Genomic DNA, 25,686 nt, shown 5'->3' on the forward strand with positions numbered 1-25,686 from the left:
CGTCGCTTCACCAGGCCCCCACCCGGTCCGAGCGCCCCCACTACCACGATTGCTCAGGCGACGAATGTAGCGCACGTGAGCGAAGGTGGAGGTTCCGAGCCAGAACGTGGACAACGCGGACCCCCCGGCGAGCTGTCCGGAAACCGCTCTCGCACGGCACCGGCCACCGGGGACACCCGTTCGGGGCGCCCGACCGAGGGGCGCCCGGTCAGGGGGTGACGGCGGGGCGCCTCCCCTCCCCTACGGGTGGCAAGACCGGGGAAAACAGAAGGGCCCCCGACCTGTTCTCACAGGTCGGGGGCCCTTCTAGGGATGTGGAGATGGCGGGAATCGAACCCGCGTCCAACGGTGCAGAACCAGGGCTTCTCCGTGTGCAGTTCGCTACGATTTTCTCGGCCCCGGAGATCACGCGAACAAGTCTCCGACGGGCTCAGTCACTGTGAGATTTCCTCCTAGGCCCCGTGACCGGGTCTAGGAGTTTAGTTCCCTAGCTGATGCCAGGATCCGGGTCGGGAACACCCCCGGGCTGACACTTCACGCGTCGCTACTTAGGCAGCGAGGGCGAAGGAATCGCGCTTGGTTTCGGCGATTATTGGTTGCGACATATGGTTTACGAGATCATTGCCGCTTCCTCGACACGCTTCCCCTGCTTCGACAGCCGCTGTCGAAACCGATCATCCCCATGTGTTTTTTTCAAGGTCCACACCCCGCTCGCTCTCGCTTTGGGGTGCGATCACCATCGTACGGGAACAGCACCGCGCGGGGCCAGCGCATTCCCGCGGCCGAGTCCGCCCGACGGCGTACGGCCCCGGCTCGACGTGCGATTCCGGCTCAGGCGCGCTGGCGTCGGCGGGCCGCCGAGATCGCCCGGTCCGTCTCCCGACGGTCCTGCTGTTCCCGTAGCGTCTGCCGCTTGTCGTACTCCTTCTTGCCGCGCGCCAACGCGATCTCGACCTTCGCCCGGCCGTCCTTGAAGTACAGGGCCAGCGGCACGATGGTGTGCCCGGTCTCCTGGGACTTGGCGACCAGCTTGTCGATCTCCGCGCGGTGCAGCAGCAGCTTGCGCTTGCGCTTGGCCGAGTGGTTCGTCCAGGTGCCCTGGTGGTACTCCGGTACGTGCACGTTGTGCAGCCACGCCTCGCCGTCGTCGAGCTGCACGAAGCCGTCGACCAGGGAGGCCCGCCCCTGGCGCAGCGACTTCACCTCGGTGCCCGTGAGGACCAGCCCGGCCTCGAAGGTGTCGAGCAGGAGGTAGTCGTGCCGCGCCTTCTTGTTCTGCGCGATCAGCTTGCGCCCTTTTTCCTTAGCCATAGTGCCGCCATTTTCGCACCACACGGGGGGTACTCGGCCAGCGCATTTGTGGGGACCGCGCCGCGGCGGTCCCGGTGCGCTACGGCTGGTCGCCCAGTCCGCTCAGGACGGTCTCGGCCTGCCGCTCCACGGGGTCGGGCCCGTCGCCCCCGGAACCCCGGTCGGTCGGGCCGGGCGCGTCGAGGTCGGCGGGGGGCGGCGGCGTCCCGGGCGCGGCGCCGTCGGCCTCCAGGTCCGGGGTGATGCCCTCGCCGTCGAGCGTGCGCCCCGAGGGGGTGCGGTAGTGCCCGACGGTCAGCTCGGCGACCGAACCGTCCGGCAGCGCGCTGGGCAACTGGACCGAGCCCTTGCCGAAGGTCCGCGAGCCCACGACCACCGCGCGTCCACGGTCCTGGAGGGCGCCGGTCAGCAGCTCGGCCGCGCTCATCGTGCCCCCGTCGACCAGGGCGACCACCGGGTGCGCGGTGTCACCGCCGGGCCGTGCGTGCACGGCGTGCTGTTCGCCCCGCACGTCGTAGGTGGCGACGAGCCCCCCGTCGAGGAAGGCGGACGCCGCCTCGGCCGCCTCGCTGACCAGCCCGCCGGAGTTGCCGCGCAGGTCGAGCAGGATGCCGGCGCCGGGCGGGGCGGCGCGCACCGCCGAGCGGACCTCCGCGCCGGACCCCTGGGTGAACGCGGCGACCTTGATCAGCACCCGGGGGTCGAGGTCCGTGCCGCGACGCTCCACGGTCACCGGCTCGGTGGTGAGGACCGCCCTGCGCAGGGTCTCGGTCCAGGTCCGCTCGCCGCGCTGGAGCCGCAGCCGCACCTCGGTTCCGGCGGCGGCCGGGCCGCCGTCCGCCGCCGGGTCGTCGCCGCGGAGCAGACCGATGACCTCGGTAACGGGGCGCCCGTCCACCCGCGTGGCGTCGATCCGCCGGATCAGGTCGCCCTCGCGCACCCCGGCCCGTCCGGCGGGTCCTTCGGGCCGCACCCGGGTCACCTCGATCAGTCCGCCCTCGGCGCGCCGCGCCCACAGTCCGACGCCGGTGTACTCGCCGTCCAGGGCCCGGGCGAACTCCGCGTACTCGCCCTCGGAGTAGACCGCTCCCCAGCGGTCCCCGCTCCGGCTGACCGCGCGTTCGGCGGCCTCCAACGGGGACTTGCCGTCCAGCATGGCCGAGACGGCGGCGTCGGCCACTTCGTCGGGCGCGACGGGCCGGCCGGGCGCGGGGTCGGTGGGAACGCCCCGGGCCACCGGCCGGGCGGCGCTCTCCCCGACGGGGCCGGTCCAAGAGCCGGCGGCGGCACCGGTGATGAGGACACTGGTGAACACCAAGGTCAGAGCCGCCCCGCGGCGGACGCGGCGGGGATTCGAGAACAGGTCCGGGCCTGACATGCCGGTGAGTCTAGGACAACGTCGGGCACCGCACTGCGGGTTGGCGAGGCGGCGCCCGGGGCGAATCTCACACCACGGGGTGCGGCCCGCCCATGGACGTGAGCCCGCGCCCGTGGCAAGGCACGGCACGCACCCGCCGCTCGTTCCCCGCCGGGCGCGCCCCCGGCGGGGAGGTGACCGTCAGACCTTCAGGTACTTGCGCAGCGCGACGAACGCCGCGAGCGCCGGCATCAGCACGCTGATCGCGAGGATCAACGGCAGCGTCTTCAGGACCGCGTCCCAGCCGATGAAGTTGATCAGGGTGAGCTTGTCTGCCAGCGCCAGCCCGTTGTCGATCATGAAGTAGCGGCCGGCCAGCAGGAATCCGCAGGCCACTCCACCGCCGATGAGACCGGCGACGGCAGCCTCCATGATGAACGGCGCCTGGATGTAGAAGCCGGAGGCACCGACGAGCCGCATGATGCCCGTCTCGCGCCGCCGGCTGAACGCCGACACGCGGACGGTGTTGACGATCAGCATCAGCGCCACCACCAGCATCAGCGCCATCACGGCGAGGGCCGCCTTGCGCATGCCGTCGAGGAGTTCGAAGAGGCTGTCCAGCGTCTCCTTCTGGTCCTCGACCGACTGGACGCCGTCCCGTCCGGAGATCGCGGTCGCCACGACCTGGTACTTCTCCGGGTCCTTCAGCTTGACCCGGTACGACTCCTGCATCTGGTCCGGGGTCAGCGACGCGGCCAGCGGGGAGTCCCCGAACTGCTCCTTGTAGTGCTTGTACGCCTCGTCGCTCGACTCGTAGAGGACCTTGTCGACGACCGACATCTTCTCCAGGTCGGCCTTGATCCGTTCCTTCTGCGCGCTGGTCACCGCGCCCTTGGCGCACGCGGGGTCGGACTCCGCGTCGTTCTTGTTGCACAGGTAGATCGAGACGTTGACCTTGTCGTACCAGTAGCCCTTCATGGAGCTGACCTGGTCCTGCATCAACAGGGAGCCGCCGAACAGGGCGAGCGAGAGGGCCACCGAAACGACGACCGCGAAGGTCATCGTCAGATTGCGACGGAGACCGACGCCGATCTCCGACAGGACGAACTGGGCGCGCATCGCGTGCTTTCTGCCTTTCGGTACGTGATGTGTGTCGCGTACGTCGCGTACGTCGGGTCAGTGCTGGTAGCCGTAGACGCCGCGCGCCTGGTCGCGGACGAGACGGCCCTTCTCCAGCTCGATGACGCGCTTGCGCATCTGGTCCACGATGTTCTGGTCGTGGGTCGCCATCACGACGGTCGTCCCCGTGCGGTTGATCCGGTCCAGCAGCTTCATGATGCCGACCGAGGTCTGCGGGTCGAGGTTGCCGGTCGGCTCGTCCGCGATCAGCAACTTCGGTCGGTTGACGAACGCACGGGCGATCGCGACGCGCTGCTGCTCACCGCCGGAGAGTTCGCCGGGCATCCGGCCCTGCTTCTCGCCGAGGCCGACGAGGTCCAGCACCTGGGGCACCGACTTGCGGATCTCGCCGCGGGAACGACCGATGACCTCCTGGGCGAAGGCCACGTTCTCGCCGACGGTCTTGTTCGGCAGCAGCCGGAAGTCCTGGAAGACCGTGCCGAGCTGGCGGCGCATGTGCGGCACCTTCCAGTTGGACAGCCGGGCCAGGTCCTTGCCGAGGACGTGCACCTGGCCGTGGCTCGCCCGTTCCTCGCGCAGGATCAGCCGCAGGAAGGTGGACTTTCCGGAACCGGACGATCCCACGAGGAACACGAACTCACCACGCTCGACCTCCAGGGAGACGTCCCTGAGGGCCGGGCGGTTCTGCTTGGGGTAGCTCTTGGACACGTTGTCGAATCGGATCACGGGTGCACCACGGGTAGCCGGAGGTAGGTGTCCGTGACCATACGCGACTGCGGGGTACGAGCGCAGTCGGCGCCGCCCGTTCGCTCGCCCTTGCACGGGTTTGTCTGCACGGGTTTGTCGCTGATCGGGTCGGTCGACGACCGGCCGTGCGAAGCCCGTTTCCGACGGTGTCGGGCACCGCGGGGACACCGGAATCCGGGCGCCCGGGTCGGGCCGCGCCGAAATCCGCGGAAGCTGGCACAGTGGTAGGGGGAACGCTCGCGTTTCCCTGAGCGTTGCGCGGAGAGAAGGTCGTTGCGGCAGGCTCCGCCGCGCGGGAGGAGGAAGGGCATGACCTACGACCGATTGGTGTGCGCGAACTGCGCTGCCCCAGTCAGTGAGGGGCGCTGCCCGGTCTGCCGTGCCAACCGGGAGCGCCTCCAGCAGAACGGCGGTCCCTGGTCCGGCATGAACCCCGCGGGCCTGATCGGCCTACTGGCCGTGCTGGTCCTGACGCTGGCCCTGCTAGCGCGCCAGTCCATGTGACCCGACCGCCGCCAGGTCGGCGCCCGATACGTGCGGAGAGGGCCCGGAGCGATGCTCCGGGCCCTCTCTGTGTCCTTGCGTGCCACCCGGCACCCCGGTCCGGACGGACCCGTGGGGTGGATCAGGCGGGTGGATCAGGCGGTGCGGCTGCCCGTGGCCAGTCGGGGCAGCAGCCGGAAGCCGATGCCGCCGGCGATCATCGTCGCGGCGCCGACCAGCAGGAACGTGGTCTCCATGGCGCCGGTCTCGGCCAGCTCGTCCTTGGCCTTGCCCTGCTCGACCGGCTGGGAGCCGGTGTCGGTCAGGCCGTCCTTGCCCTGACCCTGCGGGAGCGGGGCGGAACCGCTGTCGGGGCTGGTGCCCTCGCCACCGGTGCTGCCGCCGCTGGTGCTGCCACCCGTACCGCCGGTGGTGCCGTTGCCGCCGGTGCTTTCGGTGCCGCCGTCGTCGTCGCCACCGTCGTCGCCGCCGGTGGAACCGCTGGAGCCGCTGGAGCCGGTGGAGCCAGTGGTCCCGGTGGTTCCGCTAGTACCACTGCTTCCGGTGGTCCCGGTGGTGCCGCTGGTTCCAGTGGTGCCGGTCGTGCCAGTGGTTCCGGTCGTACCGGTGGTTCCGGTCGTACCGGTGGTGCCAGTCGTCCCGGTCGTACCGGTGGTCCCAGTGGTGCCAGTCGTCCCGGTGGTGCCGGTCGTCCCAGTGGAGCCGGTCGTACCGGTGGTCCCAGTGGTGCCGGTGGTGCCGGTCGTGCCAGTCGTCCCGGTGGTGCCGGTCGTGCCGGTGGTCCCAGTCGTGCCGGTCGTACCGGTGGTCCCAGTCGTGCCGGTCGTACCGGTGGTCCCAGTCGTGCCGGTCGTACCGGTGGTCCCAGTCGTCCCGGTCGTGCCGGTGGTCCCAGTGGTGCCGGTCGTGCCGCTGGTGGAGGCCCCGTCCGTGGTGCCGCCGGTCGTGGGCGCCGTCGGGATGCCGGTGGGCTCGTCGTTCGGGGCGTCGGTGGTGACTACGCCGTTGCTGTTGAGCGCCTGGGCCGCGCCCGCCGCGGTCAGGGACGCCCCCGCCGCGATCAGCGCACCGGCCGCGATCCGTGCGACACGGACCCGCGTCTTCTTGGTCATCTGGTTGCTACCCCCAGTAGCTCATCGTCAATGGAGCAGCGCCGGGGTCGCGGACACCAGGGGGAAGTACCGCACGTCGCTCTCGCGCGCCGCGCACCATCGCCCCGTTCACGCGCGCCCCAGAGATGCGCATGCCGCGCTCACCCTTCCCACTTTCGGTAAACGCGTCAAGGCCATTGCGCGCACGATGCCCGAAATAAGGGCAGTTGGGGGTGGCACGTTTATCCGACGGTGACGCAGAACACCGATCTTCGCCACAACTGCCGCACCGGAAATGGCAGTCGGGCCGGAACCACGGGCCTCGCGCCGGGTTCCGCCCGAGTACCGGTGGCACCTCCGAAAATCATCCGGAAGAGGTGCGCGGAACGACGGCCGGGGTTGTCATGTCGACATATACGCAAGCCGTCATACGGCTGCGATTACTTCTCCTGCTGCTTGCGCCAGCGAATTCCGGCTTCCAGGAATCCGTCGATCTCACCGTCCAGCACTGCCTGCGGGTTGCCGACCTCGTGTTCCGTACGGAGGTCCTTGACCATCTGGTACGGGTGCAGGACGTAGGAGCGCATCTGGTTGCCCCAGGAGTTACCGCCGTCGCCCTTGAGGGCGTCCATCTTGGCCTGCTCCTCCTGGCGGCGGCGTTCGAGCAGCTTCGCCTGGAGGACGTTCATCGCGGTCGCCTTGTTCTGGATCTGCGAGCGCTCGTTCTGACAGGAGACGACGATGCCGGTCGGCAGGTGCGTGATCCGGACCGCGGAGTCGGTGGTGTTGACGCCCTGACCACCCGGGCCCGAGGAGCGGTACACGTCGATGCGCAACTCGGACTCGTCGATCTCGACGTGGTCCGACTGCTCGACCACGGGCAGCACCTCGACACCCGCGAACGAGGTCTGGCGGCGCCCCTGGTTGTCGAAGGGCGAGATCCGCACCAGGCGGTGGGTGCCCTGCTCGACGGAGAGCGTGCCGTACGCGTACGGGGCCTGCACGGCGAAGGTGGTGGACTTGATGCCCGCCTCCTCCGCGAAGGAGGTCTCGTACACCTCGGCCTTGTAGCCGTGACGCTCGGCCCACCGCAGGTACATGCGCTGGAGCTGCTCGGCGAAGTCCGCGGCGTCGACGCCACCGGCTTCGGCACGGATGTTGACCAGGGCCTCGCGGGAGTCGTACTCACCGGAGAGGAGGGTGCGGACCTCCATCTCGTCCAGCGCCTTGCGGACGTTGGTCAGCTCGCCCTCGGCCTCGGTGCGGGTGTCCGCGTCGTCCTCGGCCTCGGCCAGCTCGAACAGGACGGCGAGGTCGTCGATCCGGCCGCGCAGCGTCTCCGCCTTGCGGACCTCCGCCTGGAGGTGCGAGAGCTTGCTGGTGATCTTCTGTGCCGCGTCCGGGTCGTCCCAGAGGGAGGGGGCCGCGGCCTGGTCCTCCAGCGCAGCGATGTCCGCCCTCATCGTGTCGAGGTCCAGGACGGCCTCGATCGACTCCATGGTCGAGGAGAGGGACTTGAGCTCTTCGGATACATCGACGACTGCCACGGCTCCAGCGTAACCGCTCTCGGCCGCTGGGCCCGCGTCCCTTCGGTACGGTCCCCTGCGGGGTGCGTGGTGGTTGCCCGCGCAGTTCCCCGCGCCCCTAACGGTGCGCTTCCCTGCTGGTGCGCTGTTGCTGTGCGGGTGCGCTGTGGGTTTGCGCAGTTCCCCGCGCCCCTGGGGGGCGCTGCTGCACCGGGCACAGCGAGCCCGCCCATCGGCGCCCCGATAGGGGCGCGGGGAACTGCGCGGGCGACCGCAGCGCACCCCGCCCGGGCAGCGCACCCGGGAATGGGCGTACCCAAGGGGGGCGACCGCAGCGCACCCCGCCGGGGGCTACGGGGAGGTGGACGTGCCGGGGGGGCGGGCGGGCTCCTCGTCGGTGACCGCGTACGCCGCGACCCCGGCGACCGCGACAAGCACCGCGGCGACCACCCCGAGGGCGACCCTCCGCCGCCGAGCAACGACAGCCCGATTCCGCGCGGACCCCGGCCTAGGCGCCCCCGCCGCCCTCGGCGCCCGCGCCGTCCCGTGCGCACCCCCGTCCAGCTCGTCCTGCTCAGGCACCCGCATGCTGGTGTGGGTGTCCCGGTTGGAGTCGGGCGCGGGCCCGGACACCAGGGGCACGGCTCCCCGCCGCACCGCCGGCGCCCCCTCCGAACCGCCGGGCTCCGCCGGCTCCTCGGCGAGGGGCGCCTCCTGCTCGCCGGCCTCCGGCTCGTCCACGTCGAGCGGCGGCATCCCGGCGAGCAGGGGCAACTGCTCCCGGAGCCGTCCGCACAGCTCGGAGGCGCGCAGCCGGGAGGCGGGCGCCTTGGCCAGGCACTGGACGATCAGCTGCCACAGCTCGTCGGGGATGCCGGGCAGCGGCACGACGCGCTCGGTGACGTGCCGGCGCAGCACCGCACCGGGGTGCCCCCCGCCGAAGGGGGTGAAGCCGGCGAGCAGCTCGTACAGCACGGTGGCGAGGGCGTAGATGTCGACGGCGGCGCGCGGCGGCAGACCCTCCACGATCTCGGGGGCGAGGTAGTCCGGCGTGCCGATGATCTTCGTGGCCTTGGCCCGGCGGGGCGTGTCGATGAGTTTGGCCACACCGAAGTCGGTGAGCAGCGCCCGGTGACTGCCGCCGGGCCCGAGCGGGCCCTGCATGTCGAGCAGCACGTTCTCGGGCTTGACGTCGCGGTGGACGACCCCGGCCGCGTGCGCCGCGGCGAGCCCGTCGGCGACGTCCGCGACGATCGCCACGGCCGCCTCGGGGGCGAGCCTGCGGTCCCGGTCGAGCCGGGAGCGCAGGTCGGTGCCGCGGACGAGGTCCATGACGAGGGCGAGGTCGTTGCCGTCCACGACGAGGTCACGGACGGCGACCACATTGGGGTGGTGGAGGCCGAGCAGGGCGGTGCGCTCCTGGACGAAGCGGCCCACCAGCTCCTGATCGGCCGCGAGGTCCTCCCGCAGCAGTTTGATGGCGACGGGCCCTTCCGGACCTTCGCCCAGCCACACCGTGCCGGCGCTGCCGCGGCCCAGGATCTGGTTCGCGCTGTACCGGCTGCCGATCTTCCGTGCCAAGACTGCTCCTACGGACGCGTGTTGGCGACAAAGCTACGCGGCCGGGTCGGCGACCAGCACACCGCCGGGGCGAATCGCCCCCTGGGTGTCGACAAATCTCCTACCCGACCGTCTTCGGGCGGGGCTCAGGCGCCGCTGCCCCCGCCTCCGAGGTCGCCGAGCCACCCGGCGACGTCGCCGGCCCAGCCGGTGACCTGACCGGCCCAGTCGCTCAGCTGCGCCCAGTAGCCCTTGCTGGTGCCGATCCAGTCCTGGAGGGGGCTCAGCTCCCAGACCAGCCAGCCCGCCACGAACAGGATCAGGAAGGTGAAGAGGCAGCCCTTGAGGCAGCCGAGCCCGGGGATGCGCATCGGATTGGCGCTGCGCTGCCTGGGCTCGCGCGGCGGACGCGGCTCGCGGGGGGCGGGCTCGCGCGGCGGGGCGTAGTGCTGGGGCTGCCGCTCGGGCACCGGCGCGGGTGCGTACCGCTGGGGCTGCTGCTGCGGGGGCGGCGCGTACTGCTGGGGCGGCGGGGCCTGGTGCTGCGGGGCCTGGTGCTGCGGCGCGTACCGCTGTTGCGGCTGCTGCTGGGGCGGCTGTTGCGGGGGCTGCTGCGGGCGCGGGGCGACCTGGCGCTGGGGGCGCCGGCGCAGCGGGTCCTCGTTCGGGTCGAGGTGGTGGATCTGCGTCTGCTCGTTGCGGTCGCGGGCGGCCCGCAGCTGGTTCTGCCAGGGGTGCGGGTCGTCGGCACCGCCCGGGGAGTGGCCGGGGACCGGCGGCAGCACGGCGGTGGGGTCGGCGGCGCCCTGCGGCGCGGTGTGCGGCAGGACCGCCGTCGGGTCGGCCGCGCCGGGAGCACCGCCCGGGACCGGCGGGAGGTAGCTGGTCGCCGCGTTCGGGTCGTGCGCGCCGAACGGGAGGGCGCCGGGGGCTCCGGTGTGCGGGAGCACGGCCGTCGGGTCGGCGGCGCCGGGCACCTCGGGGACGGCGGTGGGCGCCGGGTCGGGGGTGAGCAGGGCGCCCACCCCTTCGGCGGCGGCGATCTGCGCGGAGTTCGCGTGCACGCCGATGCCCTGGGCGACGGTGCGCAGCCCGCGGGCGAGGTTCTCGGCGCTGGGCCGCTGCTCGGGGTTCTTGCTCAGGCAGCGCTCTATCACCGTCCACAGCGGCTCGGGCACGTGGGACGGGCGGCGCGGCTCGGCGCTCAGGTGCTGGTGCAGCACTTCGAGGGCGGACCCGCCGGAGAACGGGGGACGGCCGGTGACCAGCTCGTACAGCAGGATGCCGGCGCCGTAGATGTCGACGGCGCTGGTCTGCGGGCGGCCCTCCGCCGACTCGGGGGCGACGTACGCGGGGGTGCCGACGAACTCGTGGGTACGGGTCAGGCCCGGCGAGTCGGCGAGTCGGGCGATGCCGAAGTCCGTGAGCAGCGGGTGCATCTCGCCGTTGTCCTGTCGCAGCAGGACGTTCGCCGGCTTGAGGTCGCGGTGGACGACGCCGTCCGCGTGGCTGGCGGCGAGCGCATCGGCGATCTGCGCGGTCAGCAGGGCGCCCGCGACCGGGGAGAACGGACCGTTCTCGCGCAGGTAGCGGTGCAGGTCGGGGCCCTCGACCAGGTCCATGACGAGGGCGAGCAGATCGCCCTCGACCACGAGGTCCCGCACCCGGACGATGTTGGGGTGGGTGAGTCGGAGCAGCACCGAGCGCTCGCGCAGGAACCGCATCACGATGTCGGAGTCGTTGGCCAGCTCCTCCTTGAGGACCTTGATGGCCACGGTCTCGCCGGGTTGACCGGGCACGGCCGCCTCGGCGCCCGCCGTCTCGCGCTGCTGCGCCCGCCAGACGGTGCCCGTGGCGCCCCGTCCGAGCGGTTCCTCCAGGAGGTACTTGCTTCCTACCGGCCGCACGTCATGCGCTCCCTGCTCGCTCGGGGCTTCCTCAGCCTTGCTCTGGGTCGGTCTCGTCGGTACTCGTCGCGTTCTCGTCGCACTGTGGTCGGGTGGTGGTCGGTCGTGATCGCGATCTGTTCGGGTCGAGTCGGTCTCGTCGGGTCGTACGGATGCCGGGCTCCGGGCGGATCGACTCCGCCCGGCGCCGGCCGGGTCGACCTGGTCGACGGGGTGTCGACCGGACCGCTTCGGACTACCCGCGCCCGCCCCGTGCCATTCGGACCGGTCCGCCCGCCCGGGGAGCCGGAGACCGCTGTTCCCGCCGCCCGCGCCCGGCTCCGTGCGGGGCCGTGGCGGGTGCCGGGGCACCGAATGTTCCGCCCCACTCTAGTGCCGCCCGCCGTACCCGCCCGGTTTCCCGGACCCGACGGGGGTCGACCGGCCCGGGGCGCCCGGCGGGACGGAGGCGTCCGGTGCGCCGTCCCCGCCGTTCGGCCCCCGGGTTCGTCCCGCCGTAAGACGTCCGCCCGGGCGCAGTGGTTGCCGACGACGGTCCCGAGTGGAAGACAAAGTGGAAGACAAGGGGAGGACAACCGAAAGACCCAGGGAAGACAAAGGGAACGCAAGGGACCACGGACGACACCGAACAGGCACTTTTACGCGCAGAGCCAGCCAATCAAGATCACGAACCGATGGCGGCCGGGCGTGTTGTCGGTGGCAGGTGCGAGGATGCCCCCGTATTCGGTCTACGTGCCCGGAGTGCGGTGGGGGGAATCACAGCACACCCCCGGACGATCCGTGCTGGGCGCATCCGCAGAAGGGACCGCTGACGGCGATGCAGATCCGGTTGACCGTCCTCGGGCCGCGCCCCGAAGCTCCGGGGCGCGCGACGGCGCGGGACGTCCTGGTCACCGCGCCCGGGGGCACCCCGCTGGCCGCGGTGGTCTCCGGGCTCGCCTCGGCCGTGGCGGGCGGCGAGGGGCCGACCGCCGTGTATGCCGGCGCGGACCGCCTCGACCCGCAGCGCGCCGTGCTCGGTGAGCCGCCGCTCGTGGACGGAGCGGTGCTCTCGCTCGGCGCCCCCACCGACCCGGGCCCCGACCCCACCGGCGCGGTCACCCAGCTCCAGGTCGTGGGCGGACCCGACGCGGGCGGCGTGCACCTGCTGCACGGCGGCCCCGTCCGGATCGGGCGCTCGGCCGACGCGGAGGTCCCGCTCGACGACCCGGACGTGTCCCGACTGCACTGTGCGGTGACGCTCACCGAGGACGGCCGGGTCACCGTCGCGGACCTCGGTTCGACCAACGGCACCCGGCTGTACGGCGCCGCGATCGGGAAGCGGCCCGTCCCGCTGGAGCCGGGGGCCCTGCTGCGGCTCGGCGAGTCCACGCTCCGGCTGGCCGACCCCCGGGAACTGCCCGGCCCGGTGCGCACCGACCCGGACGGCGAGGGGTTCGTCCGGGTGGGCGTCGACACTCCGGAGCCACCCGATGCAGGGGTCGACCCCGTACCGCCGCGGACCCCACGGACCGCGATCGCGACGACGAACGGAACCACCGGGCACGCGTACGGGTCCACCGACCGGGTCACCCCGGGCGCGGCGCCCCACCACGCGCCCCCCGCGGGGGCGCACGACACGCACGCCGGGAACCACCGCGTCCCGGGCATACCGGGCTCCGGGCACGAACGGGCCGACGAGGACGCGCACGGCACCGGGTCGACCCGCGCGGGAGCCCGCCGCCGGGGCGGACTGACCGCCTGGGCGCGCAGGCTCCGGGGCGAACGCGGCCCGGACCACGACCACGACCACGACGGTCCTCGCCCCGAGCCCGCCGGGACGGACGGCCCGCACGCACCGGACGAGCACACCGGGTACGCGGAGGGGCCCTTCACCGCCGACCCCACGGCCGCCCCCGAACTGTGGCCCGACCCCGCCGCGCTGCTGCTCACCGCGCTCGGCCCCGGCCCCCGGCTGTGGGAACGCGGCCACGACCACCCCGAAGCGCTGACGGTACGGCTCGGCACCACGGACCGGCCCGCTCCGGGCGGCCCGGGAGTGCTGGCGGGCGTCCCGGTGACGGTCGATCTGCGCGAGGCCGGCGCCCTGGGCCTCGCGGGGCCCCGCCCCCGGCTGGTCGGGGTCGCCCGGTCGGTGGTGGCGCAGCTCGCCGCCCTGCACGCACCGGAATCGCTGGAGATCGTGCTGCTCAGCACGGACCGCACCCGTCCGGTCGCCGAACGGGTCGCCGAATGGAGCTGGCTCGGCTGGCTCCCGCACACCCGCCCCGGCCGCGGCCAGGACTGCCGGCTGCTCCTCGCCCACGACACGGACCAGGCCGCCGCGCGGACCGCGGAACTCGACCGGGTGCTCGCGGAACACGGCGACGGCCCGACCGGGGACCCCGACGCCCGTGCGGCGGACGGAACACTGACCGTGCTCGTCGTGGACGGCGATCCGGGAACCCCGGCCCTGCGGGACGCGGTGGCGCGGCTCTGCGCGTTCGGGCCCGCGGCCGGCGTCCACGTGGTGTGCCTGGCGGAGACGGCCGCGCTCCCGAGCAGCGCCGATGCGGCGACCACCGGCACCGGTGTCCACGAGGGGTACGGGGCCGCCTGTGCGGTACTGCCCCCGCTCCGGGAGTGCGGGGCGGTCGCCCTGCTCGGCGGGGACGTGGCGACCGAGGTCCGACTGGTGCGCATCGCCGGCGGAGCCGTCGCCGGCGAGGGCACCGAGGCCGCGGTGGACGCGGTGTCGGGGGCGTGGGCCGAACGGTTCGCGCGGGCCCTGGCGCCGCTGCGCGCGGAGGGCGGCGCCCGGACCTCGCGGACCGCGGTGCCCCTGCCCCGGACCGCACGGCTCCTCGACGAACTGGGCCTCGCCCGGGCCACCCCCGCGTCACTGCTCGCCCGCTGGGCCGACGCGTTCGACGACCCGCAGGCGGCGGGCGGGCGGGCCCGGGTGGTGCTCGGCGCGGGGCCGCGCGGGCCCGTCGGTGTGGACCTCGTCCGGGAGGGCACCCATCTGCTGGTGGAGGGCCCGGCGGGCAGTGGTCGCACCGAACTGCTGCGGGCCGTCACCGCGTCGCTCGCGGCGGCCGAGCGGCCCGACCGGCTCTCGGTGATCCTGGTCGACGGTCGGGACACCACCGGTGGACCCGGTGCGCAGCCCGCGGGCGCCGGGGGCGGGCTCACCGTGTGCGGGGAGCTGCCGCACGTCACCACGCATCTCGCGGCCAACGACCCCGTACGCATGCGGGAGTTCGCGCAGGCGCTCAGTGCGGAACTCAAGCGGCGGGCCGAGCTGCTCGGGCTCCTCGACTTCGGACAGTGGCACGGCAGCGAGCAGCCGGCCGGGCGGGTCGTCGCCCAGCGGGGCCCCTCCTTCGGCTCCCGGGTTTCCGGTGCGCGTCCCGGCGCGGACGGTGCGGGGGACCTCGATCCGCCGCCCAGTTCCACCCTGCGGCTGCGGCCCGCCGGGGCCCGGACCGCGCCCGCGCCGGCGCTGCCGCGCCTGGTGGTGGTCGTCGACGACCTCGACGCCCTGCTGTCGCCCGCGCTGGGTTCCACGGGGCGTCCGTCGGCCGGGTCCGTGGTGCGGGCGCTGGAGGCGGTCGCCCGGGAGGGCGAGCGCCTGGGCGTGCACCTGGTGGCGGGCGCGGTGAGCGGGGCGCGGGTCGACGCGAGCGAGGTGGCGCGGCGGGCCGGGGTCCGGGTCTCGCTGGACGCGGTGCGGGGCGGGCCCGAGGAGCCCGGTCCCGGGCGGGGGACCCTGCGGGGCGGGGACGGGCGGGTCACCGAGTTCCAGGGGGGACGGGTCACCGGGCGCATACCGCGGACGGCGACGCTGCGGCCCACCGTCGTGGTGGTGGAGTGGGAGCGGATGGGGGATCCGCCCGCTCGGCGGTCGGTACGGGAGTTGGGGAACGGGCCCACGGATCTGGCGTTGTTGGCCAGTGCGGTGGAGCGGGCTGCTCGGTCCGTCTCGGCGATGACGGTTCCGTCCTTGCTCTAGGCATGACGGGGCCTGTCCGCCGGTCCCCTGCGGGGTGCGTTGTTCCGTGCGGGTGCGCGGTGGTTGCCCGCGCCGTTCCCCGCGCCCCTCTCGGGGCGCTTCCCCGCGGGTGCGCTGCTCCTGCGCGGGTCCGCGGTGGGTTCGCGCAGTTCCCCGCGCCCCTTTCAGGTGCGTCCACCCGCGGGTGCGCTGTCCTGTGCAGGTGCGCTGTTGGTTTGCGCAGTTCCCCGCGCCCCTGATCGGGCGCGTCCATGAGCAGGTCCGTTGTTCGGTGCGGCCCGCCCGCCAGGAGCGCCCCGTCAGGGGCGCGGGGAACTGCGCGGGTGACCATCGCGTACCCGCGCGGGACGACGTACCCCCGGGAGGCACCACCCAGGCCCCGCAGGAAGCAACGCACCCGCAGGCAAGCGCACCGAAGGGGCGCGGGGAACTGCGCGGGTGAGCACCGCGCACCCGCAGGGAACCGTACGCGCGCCCCGCACCCCGCGGACTTCGCGGGAAGTCACGAGGGCGTCACGATCGGTGAGTTGGGACGCCGACCACCCTTGTCGGAACAAACCACCCGGGCGTACACCAGACCCCACGGGACAACGTCCGCACGCGCGACGAGCACGTCAAGTCAAGAGGACGGGGCAGTGATGCGCAGCACGAGTCGACGAGGGATCAGGACGACCGGGGGCCGCACCACCCGGCTCACCGCCGTGGCCGTGGTCGGAGCCCTGGCACTGGGGTTGACCGCCTGTGGCGACGGCGACGGCGACGGCAAGGGAGGCGACGCCAGCGCCGCACCGGACGGGGCGACCCTGAAGCTGCCGAAGCTCGACGGCGAGGAGCTGGAGGTCGCGGCCGTCTGGACGGGGCCGGAGCAGGAGAACTTCAAGAAGGTGCTGGCCGAGTTCGAGAAGCGGACCGGCGCCAAGGTGACGTTCGTACCGGCGCAGGACCCGATCATCAACTTCCTGGGTTCGAAGATCGCGGGCGGCGCCCCGCCGGACGTGGCGATGCTCCCCCAGGTCGGCGCGGTGAAGCAGGCCGTGGACAACAAGTGGGCGAAGCCGGTGGGCGCCGCGGCGAAGGAGCAGTTGGCGAAGAACTTCGCCAAGGGCTGGCGGGACCTCGCCGCGGTGGGCGGCGAGCAGTACGGCGTGTACTTCAAGGCGGCCAACAAGTCGCTGGTCTGGTACAACACCACCGTCTTCGAGAACGCGGGCGCGCAGGAGCCGAAGACCTGGTCGGAGTTCCTGGAGACCGTGCGGACGGTGTACGACTCCGGGGTGACCCCGGTGTCGGTCGGCGGCGCGGACGGCTGGGTGCTCACCGACTGGTTCGAGAACGTGTACCTGTCGCAGGCGGGTCCGGAGAAGTACGACCGGCTCGCGAAGCACGAGATCAAGTGGACGGACCCGTCCGTGAAGGAGGCCCTGACCACCCTCGGGCAGCTGTTCGGCGAGGAGGACTACCTCGCGGGCGGCGCGGACGGGGCGCTCCAGACGGAGTTCCCGCGGTCGGTGGAGCAGACGTTCACGGGCGGCGACCAACCGAAGGCGGGCATGGTCTTCGAGGGCGACTTCGTGGGCGTCAACATCGCCCAGGCGAAGGCGGAGGTCGGCAAGGACGCGAAGGTGTTCCCGTTCCCGGCGGTCGGCGCCGAAGCGCCGGTGGTCAGCGGGGGTGACGCCGCGGTCCTGCTGAAGGAGTCGGAGGCGGGCCAGGCGCTGTTGACGTTCCTCGCGTCCCCGGACGCGGCGGAGGTCTGGGCGAAGGAAGGCGGTTTCCTGTCGCCGAACAAGAACCTCGACCCGTCGACGTATCCGAACGAGGTGCAGCGCAACATCGCGAAGGCGCTGGTCGGCGCGGGTGACGACTTCCGGTTCGACCTGTCGGACCAGGCGCCGCAGGCGTTCGGCGGCACCCCCGGCAAGGGCATGTGGAAGGACCTCCAGGACTTCCTGAAGAGTCCGAAGGACGTGGCCGGGGCCCAGCGCAAGCTGGAGGCCAACGCGGCCAAGGCGTACAAGGGTTGATCCGGCGATGACCTCGGCAACGACGGGCGGCTCCGGACCGGTGCCCGCCCGGCGCCCGCGGCGCGGCAGCGTGACGGGCACCCGCACGACGGTGGCGGCGCTGTTCCTGCTGCCCGCCGCGGTGCTGCTCGGCGCGCTCGTGGTCTACCCGATCGGGTATTCGCTGATCCGCAGTTTCGTCAGCGACACCGGTGGCGGTTTCGCCGGGTTCGACAACTACCGGGAGCTGTTCACGGACGACGGCATCCGGACGGCGTTCCGCAACAACGTGTTCTGGATCGTGCTCGCGCCGACGGTCGCCACGGCGCTGGGCCTGGTCTTCGCGGTGCTCACCGAACGGGTGCGCTGGGGCACGGCGTTCAAGCTGGTCATCTTCATGCCGATGGCGATCTCGATGCTGGCGGCGGGCATCATCTTCCGGCTGGTGTACGACCAGGACCCGGACCGGGGGGTCGCCAACGCGGTGTGGGTGGGGGTGCACGACACGTTCGCCGAGTCGTCGGCGTTCCCGAAGGCGCACCCGGGTCGGGATTCGCCGCTCGGGGAGGCCGGCGGCGGGGCGTTCGTCACCGGGGAGCCGGTGCGCGCCGGTGTGCCGGTGGTCCTGCCGTTGGTGGGGGTGGCGCCGGACCGGATGCCGGACGGGGCCGAGCAGGCGCGGGCCGCCGAGGCCGATCCGGGGAAGGTCACCGGGACGACCTGGCAGGACTTCACCCGGGGCAAGGGGGTGGGCACCCTCGCCGGGGTCGACGACGGGGAGTTCGGGTACCCGGGGATGCGGATCGAGGCGGTGAAGGACGGTGAGGTGGTCGCCCGGACCCGGGCGGCGGCCGACGGGACGTTCACCCTGCCGCAGGCCGCGGACGGCGCCCTCCTGCGGTTGCCGGCCGCCAACTTCGCGGAGCCGTACCGCGGGGTCGACTGGCTGGGGCCGGGGTTGGTGACCCCGGCGATCATCGTGTCGTACGTCTGGATGTGGGCGGGCTTCGCGATGGTGCTGATCGCGGCGGGGCTGGCGAGCGTGCCCCGGGAGCTGTTGGAGGCGGCCCGGGTCGACGGGGCGACGGAGTGGCAGGTGTTCCGGCGGATCACGGTGCCGCTGTTGGCTCCGGTGCTGGCGGTCGTCCTGGTGACCTTGATGATCAACGTGTTGAAGATCTTCGACCTGGTCTACATCATCGCCCCCGGTTCCTCGCAGGACGATGCGAACGTCCTGGCGCTCCAGCTGTACCGCTCGGCGTTCAGCGACGGCAGACCCGGGGTGGCGAGCGCGATCTCGGTGCTGTTGTTGCTGCTGGTGATCCCGGTGGTGGTCTTCAACATCCGGCGGCTGCGGCGGGAGGGCGGGCGATGAGCACGCACGGTACGACGGCCGCCCCGGCGGCGCGGAAGCGGACCCCGGTGGCGACCCGGCTCGCGCGGGCCGCGAGCGGGGGGCTGGTGAGGGTGTTCCTGCTGGTGGTGGCCGTGTTCTGGCTGGTGCCCACGGCGGGTCTGCTGCTGTCCTCGCTGCGCGAGCCGGAGGACCTCGCGGAGAGCGGGTGGTGGACGGTCCTCACCGAACCGGCGCAGCTGACCGTCGACAGCTACTCCCGGCTGCTCGACAACGCCTCGATCACCGAGTCCCTGTGGAACACGGTGCTGATCGCCGTACCCACGACGGTGCTGGTCGTGGTGATCGGGTCACTGGCCGGGTACGCCTTCGCCTGGCTGGAGTTCCCGGGGCGGGACTGGTGGTTCCTCGGGGTGGTCGGGCTGCTGGTGGTGCCGGTGCAGGTGGCGCTGTTGCCGATCGCCCGGCTGTTCGGGGACGTCGGGCTGTTCGGTTCGGTCGCCGGGGTGGTGCTGTTCCACGTGGGGTTCGGGCTGCCGTTCGCGGTGTTCCTGCTGCGGAACTTCTTCGCGGAGATCCCCCGGGAGCTGTTGGAGGCGGCGCGCCTGGACGGTGCCGGTGAGCTGCGGCTGTTCACCCGGGTGGTGATGCCGCTCGGCGGGCCCGCGATCGCGAGCCTCGGGATCTTCCAGTTCCTGTGGGTGTGGAACGACATGCTGGTCGCGCTGATCTTCACGGACGCCTCCAACCAGCCGATCACGGTGGCGCTCCAGACCCAGGTGCGGCAGTTCGGCAACAACGTCGACGTCCTGGCGCCCGGGGCGTTCATCTCGATGGTGATCCCGCTGGCCGTCTTCTTCGCCTTCCAGCGGCAGTTCGTCTCGGGGGTGATGGCGGGGGCGGTGAAGTAGCGGCCCGTCGGGGCCCGGGTCGGCGGTCGGTCGCTGGACCGGCCCACCCGGGCCCGGCCCGGCCGTCACTCGTTGGGGTGGTCGGCGGCGTGGAGGGGGCGCGGAGCGACACGGACCGCGGCCCGTCCCGTTTGCTGGCGGTGCCACGTCTTCTCCGTCGCCCCGGCAACGCGGGAGCCCGCCGCCCCCGTCCAGGCGTACGGGGACACCGGCAGGGGCTCCGGGACCCGACCGCTCCCGGAGCCCCTGCCGGGACACGGCGACGACCGCCCACCACGAACACGGGGTCCAGCGCACCATGAGCACCGAACTGAAGGCTCCCGGGCGCACCGGGGGCGCGACCGCCCTGGGGTCCCGTCGACTGCGGCCGACGCCGTACCTGGTGGGGGGCTGTCTGTTCTGGCTGGTGGTGTCCCTCGCCCACGGGCGGCTCCCGATGTGCTGTGACGTCGGGCAGCACGCGGCCGTCGTGGAGCGCCTCACCGACGACCTGTGGCGCCCGCGGCACCCGATGGTCGACCTGCCGGGGGACGGCAGCCCGTACTTCACCCCGTACGCGGTGGCGCAGGCGCTGGTCGCGCAGGTGACCGGGCTCGCCGGGTGGGCGGTGGTGAAGCTGTCCGGGCCGGTCAACCTGTTGGTGCTGCTCACCGGGCTGGGTCGGCTGACCCGGGCGGTGGCCGGGCCGGACACCCGGCGGTGGGCGCCGGTGGTCGCGCTGGGGACGGTCACCCTGCTGTGGGGCACCGAACGCCTGTGGTGGTCCGGGTTCTTCGGGCTGATGTCGATGACGGGCAACCTGTCGTACCCGTCGACGTTCGCCACCGGTCTGACGTTCTGGGCGTGGGCGTGGACCGCGGCGCTGGTCCGCTCCCCGGCGCGCGGGCCATGGGCGCACGCCGGGCTGGGCGCGCTGCTCGGGCTGATCGTGCTGGTGCACCCGATCACCGGGGTGGCGGCGGCGCTCGGGGTGGTGGCGTTCGCGGTGCCGCCGTACGGGCGGCGCTGGGCGGAGCGGGGGGCGTGGCGGCGCGGCGGGTTCGCCCGGCCGTGGGCGCTGCTGGTGCTGGTGGCGTGCGCGGTGGCGGCGGCCTGGCCGTACTTCTCGGTGTTCTCGTTGCTGGGAGATGCGGGCCCGGACGCGATCCACGCGCTGTTGTACGAGGACGTGCGGGCCCGGTTCTGGTTGGTCGCCCTGGGGTTGCCGGCGCTGTGGGCACGCTGGCGCCGCGACCCGCGGGACCCGTTGGTGGTGCTGTTCGGGCTGGCCCTGCTGGTGGTCGCGTACGGGTGGTTCTCCGGGCACTTCACGTACGGGCGGCTGTGGGCGGCGGCCGTGCTGGCGCCGCAGTTGGCGCTGGCGGTGGAGCTGGCCGTGCCCCGGCCCTGGTCGCGGCGCCGGCGGGCGCTGGGGGCGGCGACCGTGGCGGGGGCGCTGGCGGGGTTCCTGACGGTGCACGCGGGGGCGGTGGTGCCGGGGGCGCTGGACCCGGTCGGGTTCCCGCAGCCGCCGCGCTGGCCCTCGTACGGGTGGGTGGCGGCCCGGGTGGAGCGCGGTGCGGTGGTCCTCACCGACGGGTACCGGCCGACCCGGTCGCTGCCCGGGTACGGGGTGAACGTGTTGGCGCCCGCGTGGCCCGACCCGGCGTTGGACGAACGGGAGCGCAGTCGCCGGCGCTCGACGGTGCACACGTATCTGGCGCCGACCTCCTCGCCCGCGCGGCGGGAGGCGATCGTCCGGCGGTACCGGGTGCGGTGGTTGCTGCTCGCCCCCGAGCAGCGGGTGCCGCCGGAGGCGGTGGTGGTCGACTGGAACCCGCGCACGGGAGAGGTGCTGGCGCGGGTGCGGTGAGGCGTGCGCCCGGCGCGTCCGTACACCAGTGCGCCTGTGCGTAGGGCAGGGGTGGGACGACCAAGCGACTCATGGGCGTATTGCCGTGAAATCACCCTTTTCGAGGCATACGCTCCGACTGATGACCCATCAGATCACCCCCGACGACTCCCCCGCCCCCACCGCGACCCCCGTCACGCTCCCGCTCGCGCCCCCACGGTCAGGCGCGCACGGACGTCGCACGCCCCTGGCGTACGCCGCCGGCTGGCTCGCCACCCGGACGGTGATGCTGCTGGTGCTGGTGCACAGCGGGGCGGACCTCCTCGGCTCCGGCGGCATCCCCCGGGAGGTGCACGGGCTCTACGCCCGCTGGGCCGGGCAGCTGTCCGAGGGGAGCTTCCCGGTGGGCGACCCGCTGTGGCAGTACCCTCCCGGCGCCGGGCCGGTGCTGCTGGCGCCCCACCTGGTGCCGTGGCTGAGCTACTTCGAGGCGTTCGTCGCCCTGACCCTCCTCGCCGACGCGACGGTGACCGCGGCCCTGGTGCGCGCCGGCACCCGCCCCGGGCGCTCCCCGGACGGCGCCCGGCTGTGGCTGTTCGGACTGCCGCTGCTGCTGCACCTCCCGCTCGCCCGCTACGACGTGCAGGTCACCGCGTTCGCCGTGCTCGGCCTGCTCGCCCTGGCCCGCTCCCCGCGCACGGGCGGGGCCTGCGCCGCACTGGGGGCCGCCGTGAAGGGATGGCCGGTGCTGGCGCTGCTCGGCACGCCCCCGGGCCCGGACACCCGACGGGCGTGGACGACCGCCGCGGCCACCGGCGGAGCGCTGCTCGTCCTGCTGGCCGTCACCTTCCGCAACCCGCTGGGCTTCCTGCACGAACAGGGCGCCCGCGGCGTGCAGATCGAATCCCTCGGCGGCACCCTGCTGGGCTTCGCCCGGCAGGCCGGCTGGCCGGGCACGGTGCGCTACCGCTACGGGGCGATGGAGTTCGTCGGCCCGTACGTGGACGCGGTGTCCGCGGCCTCGCTGGCGCTCACCGCCGCGGCGGCGCTGCTGCTCGTGGTGTGGCGGCTGCGGGCCCGCCACTGGACGCCGGCCACCGGGTTCGACGCCGCCCTGTGCGCGGTGCTGCTGTTCACGGTGACCAGCCGGGTGATCAGCCCCCAGTACCTGGTGTGGCTGCTGGGGCTCGCCGCCGTCTGCCTCACCTCCCGCCGCACCGGCCAGCGGCCCGTGGCGGCCCTGGTCCTCGCCGCCACCGCACTCAGCACGGTGATCTACCCGGTCCTCTACGCGGAGGTGACCCACTCGACCTGGACGGGCTGCACCCTGCTGCTCCTGCGCAACGGGCTGCTCGTCGCCGCGACCGCCCTGTCCTTCGCCCGACTGTGGCGCGGCACGGGCGCCGCAGCGGCGGACGCGCACGCGAAGGGGGCCGCATGGATCTCCGGAACCCGCAGCACGCCCAGGTGAGCGTGGTCGTGATCGGTCACGACGACGCCCCGCACATCACCGGCGCGGTGCGCTCCGCGCTCGCCCAGGGGCCCGTCGTCCGGGAGGTCCTCGCCGTCGACGACGGGTCCACCGACGGCAGCCCCGACCTGCTGGACGCCCTCGCCGCCCGGGAACCGCGGCTACGGGTACTGCGCCGCGCCGACAACAGCGGCGGCTGCGGCACCCCCCGCAACGACGGGCTCGCCGCCGCCTCGGCCCCGTACGCCCTGTTCCTCGACAGCGACGACCTGCTGCCGCCCCGGGCCGCCGCCCTGCTGCTCGCCGCCGCCCGGGAGCAGCGCGCCGAGGTCGCCGCGGGCCTGTGCGTGCGCCGGGAACTCCCGCACGGCCCCGACCGGCCCTGGCAGCCCCGCCTCTACGCCCCGCCCGCCGCGCCCGCCGTCCTGGACCACCCGTCCGAGCGGCCGGAACTGACCCGGGACACCCTCTGCGTCAACAAGCTGTACCGCACGGACTTCCTCCGGGAGCACGACGTGCGCTTCCCCGAAGGGCGCTTCCCCTACGAGGACTTCGTCTTCACCGCCCGGGTCCTCGCGGCCGGCCCGCGGCTCGCCCTGATCCCCGACCCGGTGTACCTGTGGCAGGTGCGGCGGGACGCGGCCCGGCTGTCGATCTCCCTGGACCGCGCGGGCATCGACAACTGGCGGGCCCGCACCGACGCCCACCGGACCGCCGTGGAGGTGCTGCGCACGGCCGGCGAACACGCCCTCGCCCGAGCCAGTCGGGCCGCCTTCCTGGACCTGGGCCTGCGCATGTACGCCCGGGAACTGGACCGGCGCACCCCCGAGTACCGGCGTCAGTGGTGGGCGCACACCCGCTCCTACCTGGGCACCTTCGACCCCGACGAGCTAAGCCCGGCGGACCGCCCCGGCCGTCTCCTCGCCCGGGTCCTGCTCGCCGCACCCCAGCCGCAGGACCTCCCCCGCCTACGCGAACTCGCCTCCCGGCCCGCCAGGTTGCTGCCGCCGCACGCCCGGGACCCGGACGCCACCCCCGTCTGGTCGAACGAGCTGCCCGTCCCGCTCGACCGGCTCGCCGCCCGCCCGCTGCGCACCCTGCCGCTCACCGTCTCGGCGCAACTGCGCCCACGACTGCGGGGCACCACGCTGCGGCTGCGGCTGCACGAGTTCTACGGACGGGTGGCGCGGGCCGAACCCGTGCGGGCGGAGGCCGAGTTCGTGGAGCGGCGCACCGGCCGGGTGGGCGCACGGTGCCCCGCCGGGTTCCGCAGCGGTCCGGACGACGCCGCGCCGGACGACCGCACCTGGACCGCGGACGCCACCGTGCCCCTGCGCCGTCTGGGCGCCGGCACCTGGGACCTCCGTGTCCTGCTGCGGTTCGCCGACGGCACCGAACGGCTCACGAGCGCCCACGCGACGGACGGCCCGGGACTGCTGCGCCGCCGGGCCCTGCCCAGCGCGGGCCGCGGGCTCCGGCTCGTCCAGCCGTACGCCACCCACTCCGGTTCGCTGGCGCTACGGATCGCGCTCGGTCCGCGCGGTGCGCTCGGAGTCCTCCGACGCCGACTGGTGCGGCTGCTGGAGCCGCGCCGACGGCCCTGAAACGCCCACCGGAACGTCACCCCGTTCACACGTTCCCCTGCCGTACCACCCAAAGGTGTCTCTTGCGCACGCTATTGACGCGAAGTCAGAATATGGGGAAACCAGCAATTCGATGCGTCGCAGCTCAGCGCGGCGGCGGCGTGCTCTGACAGACTGCGCCCCGTACGGAGATACGTCCTTCGCCCTTCCGTACGACCCACTCCTTTCCCCCGCACACTTGAGCGCGCGTCGAGCCCGCGCGCACCGACCACAGGACAGGGTGAACGAGCCGACCATGACCTGGCTGATCACCGGCGGTGCCGGATACATCGGGGCGCACGTCGTCCGCGCCATGCGCGCGGCGGGCGAGCGGACCGTGGTCTACGACGATCTGTCCGCCGGGAACGCCCAACGCGTACCCGACGGCGTGCCGTTGGTGGTGGGCTCGACACTGGATCCGAAGCTCGTCGCCCGGGCGATCAGCGGCCACTCCGTCACCGGCGTGGTGCACCTGGCGGCCCGCAAGCGGGTCGCCGAGTCCGTCGAACAGCCGCTGCGCTACTACCACGACAACGTGGAGGGCCTACGGATCCTGTTGGAGGCGGTGGCCGAGGCCGGTGTGACCTCGTTCGTCTTCTCCTCGTCGGCCGCCGTGTACGGGGCGCCCACCGCCGACCTCATCACCGAGGACACCCCTTGCGCACCGGTGAGCCCCTACGGCGAGACCAAGCTCGCCGGGGAGTGGCTGGTGCGGTCCGCGGGCCGGGCGCACGGGATCGCCACGGCGTCCCTGCGCCACTTCGACGTCGCGGGCGCCGCCTCCCCCGAACTCGCCGACACCGCGGCGGCCGGACTCGTCCCCCTCGTGATGCGCCGACTGACCGACGGGCTGCGGCCCCAGCTCTTCGGCGGCGACCGCCCCACCCACGACGGCAGTTGCGTCCGCGACTACGTCCATGTGGCGGACCTCGCCCAGGCCCATGTGGCCACCGCGAGGCGACTCGCCGCGGCCGGCGGGAGCGGCGCCGAACTGACCCTCAACATCGGTCGGGGGCACGGCGTTTCGGTACGGGAGATGATCACGGCGGTCACCGGGGCCGCGGGGCGCGACCTCGCACCGGAGGTGCTCCCCCGGCGGGCCGGCGACCCCGCCCGGCTGGTGGCCGACGTGGACCGCGCGGCCCAGGTGCTCGGCTGGCGACCCCGACACGGGCTGCACGACATCGTCACCTCGGCCTGGCAGGGCTGGCTGCGCGAACACCCGGAGGCGGCCCCCGCACTGACCTTGAGGTGAGTACCCCACCAATTAGTCGGTACTTGTGGCGGCCGGGGGCCGCGACGACCCTGGTGGGGACGCCGTCCGGGCGGTGAAACGCCGCCGGACGGACCGCTGTCC

The 25,686-nt window shown here is 73.4% G+C and carries 17 protein-coding genes and 1 other RNA gene; 9 read left to right on the plus strand and 9 right to left on the minus strand.

Annotated features, from left to right (window positions below):
• Positions 1-312: 312 nt before the first annotated feature.
• The 5 genes from ssrA to ftsE all read right to left on the minus strand — a co-directional run bounded on the left by ssrA (position 313) and on the right by ftsE (position 4,534).
• Positions 313-682, minus strand: a transfer-messenger RNA (tmRNA) gene (gene ssrA, locus ACFWIA_RS22045).
• Between the two features lie 149 nt (positions 683-831).
• Positions 832-1,311 carry an SsrA-binding protein SmpB gene (smpB, locus tag ACFWIA_RS22050; RefSeq protein ID WP_387007649.1) on the minus strand — a complete coding sequence of 160 codons (480 nt, stop codon included), beginning with the start codon at positions 1,309-1,311 and terminating at the stop codon, positions 832-834.
• A 79-nt stretch (positions 1,312-1,390) separates the two neighbouring features.
• Entirely contained in the window at positions 1,391-2,689 is a 1,299-nt protein-coding gene (locus ACFWIA_RS22055; RefSeq protein ID WP_387007651.1) for a S41 family peptidase, read from the minus strand.
• Positions 2,690-2,869: 180 nt separating this feature from the next.
• Positions 2,870-3,787: a permease-like cell division protein FtsX gene (gene ftsX, locus ACFWIA_RS22060; RefSeq protein WP_385486841.1), complete on the minus strand. Its 918-nt coding sequence runs from the start codon at positions 3,785-3,787 to the stop codon at positions 2,870-2,872.
• 57 nt (positions 3,788-3,844) lie between these two features.
• Complete coding sequence (ftsE, locus tag ACFWIA_RS22065) at positions 3,845-4,534, minus strand: cell division ATP-binding protein FtsE (protein WP_387007654.1); 690 nt, start codon at positions 4,532-4,534, stop codon at positions 3,845-3,847.
• A gap of 330 nt (positions 4,535-4,864) precedes the next feature.
• On the opposite strand from ftsE, the gene ACFWIA_RS22070 reads away from it, so the two are divergent.
• Entirely contained in the window at positions 4,865-5,059 is a 195-nt protein-coding gene (locus tag ACFWIA_RS22070; RefSeq protein WP_387007656.1) for a hypothetical protein, read from the plus strand.
• A 134-nt stretch (positions 5,060-5,193) separates the two neighbouring features.
• On the opposite strand, the gene ACFWIA_RS22075 is transcribed toward ACFWIA_RS22070, so the two are convergent.
• From ACFWIA_RS22075 to ACFWIA_RS22090, 4 genes are all read right to left on the minus strand, one after another.
• Positions 5,194-6,171 (minus strand): hypothetical protein, encoded by a 978-nt coding sequence (locus tag ACFWIA_RS22075; protein ID WP_387007657.1) that lies wholly within the window; start codon positions 6,169-6,171, stop codon positions 5,194-5,196.
• 419 nt (positions 6,172-6,590) lie between these two features.
• Positions 6,591-7,697: a peptide chain release factor 2 gene (gene prfB / locus ACFWIA_RS22080; protein WP_387007659.1), complete on the minus strand. Its 1,107-nt coding sequence runs from the start codon at positions 7,695-7,697 to the stop codon at positions 6,591-6,593.
• 330 nt (positions 7,698-8,027) lie between these two features.
• The gene (locus tag ACFWIA_RS22085) at positions 8,028-9,257 is read right to left on the minus strand and encodes a serine/threonine-protein kinase (protein ID WP_387007661.1); all 1,230 of its coding nucleotides are present in this window, start codon (positions 9,255-9,257) and stop codon (positions 8,028-8,030) included.
• Between the two features lie 125 nt (positions 9,258-9,382).
• Positions 9,383-11,143 carry a protein kinase gene (locus ACFWIA_RS22090; protein WP_387007663.1) on the minus strand — a complete coding sequence of 587 codons (1,761 nt, stop codon included), beginning with the start codon at positions 11,141-11,143 and terminating at the stop codon, positions 9,383-9,385.
• A gap of 817 nt (positions 11,144-11,960) precedes the next feature.
• Between ACFWIA_RS22090 and ACFWIA_RS22095 the strand changes: the two genes are divergently transcribed.
• From ACFWIA_RS22095 to galE, 8 genes are all read left to right on the plus strand, one after another.
• Positions 11,961-15,137 (plus strand): FHA domain-containing protein, encoded by a 3,177-nt coding sequence (locus ACFWIA_RS22095; protein ID WP_387007665.1) that lies wholly within the window; start codon positions 11,961-11,963, stop codon positions 15,135-15,137.
• Positions 15,138-15,775: 638 nt separating this feature from the next.
• Positions 15,776-17,161 carry an ABC transporter substrate-binding protein gene (locus tag ACFWIA_RS22100; RefSeq protein WP_387007667.1) on the plus strand — a complete coding sequence of 462 codons (1,386 nt, stop codon included), beginning with the start codon at positions 15,776-15,778 and terminating at the stop codon, positions 17,159-17,161.
• A 7-nt stretch (positions 17,162-17,168) separates the two neighbouring features.
• Entirely contained in the window at positions 17,169-18,515 is a 1,347-nt protein-coding gene (locus tag ACFWIA_RS22105; RefSeq protein ID WP_387007669.1) for a carbohydrate ABC transporter permease, read from the plus strand.
• Positions 18,512-19,405, plus strand: coding sequence for a carbohydrate ABC transporter permease (locus ACFWIA_RS22110; RefSeq protein WP_387007671.1), 894 nt, complete (start codon positions 18,512-18,514; stop codon positions 19,403-19,405). The genes ACFWIA_RS22105 and ACFWIA_RS22110 overlap by 4 nt, the downstream gene beginning before the upstream one ends.
• A 298-nt stretch (positions 19,406-19,703) precedes the next feature.
• Positions 19,704-21,257 (plus strand): hypothetical protein, encoded by a 1,554-nt coding sequence (locus ACFWIA_RS22115; protein WP_387007673.1) that lies wholly within the window; start codon positions 19,704-19,706, stop codon positions 21,255-21,257.
• A 121-nt stretch (positions 21,258-21,378) separates the two neighbouring features.
• Entirely contained in the window at positions 21,379-22,707 is a 1,329-nt protein-coding gene (locus ACFWIA_RS22120; protein ID WP_387007675.1) for a glycosyltransferase 87 family protein, read from the plus strand.
• On the plus strand, positions 22,674-24,311 hold the full coding sequence (locus ACFWIA_RS22125) for a glycosyltransferase family 2 protein (protein ID WP_387007677.1): 1,638 nt from the start codon (positions 22,674-22,676) through the stop codon (positions 24,309-24,311). Before ACFWIA_RS22120 ends, ACFWIA_RS22125 begins: the two co-directional genes overlap by 34 nt.
• A 274-nt stretch (positions 24,312-24,585) precedes the next feature.
• Positions 24,586-25,584 carry a UDP-glucose 4-epimerase GalE gene (galE, locus tag ACFWIA_RS22130; RefSeq protein ID WP_387007714.1) on the plus strand — a complete coding sequence of 333 codons (999 nt, stop codon included), beginning with the start codon at positions 24,586-24,588 and terminating at the stop codon, positions 25,582-25,584.
• The last annotated feature ends 102 nt before the right edge of the window (positions 25,585-25,686 follow it).

Source organism: Streptomyces sp. NPDC127068 (assembly GCF_042724695.1).
In the GTDB taxonomy this organism is placed as follows: Bacteria; Actinomycetota; Actinomycetes; order Streptomycetales; family Streptomycetaceae; genus Streptomyces.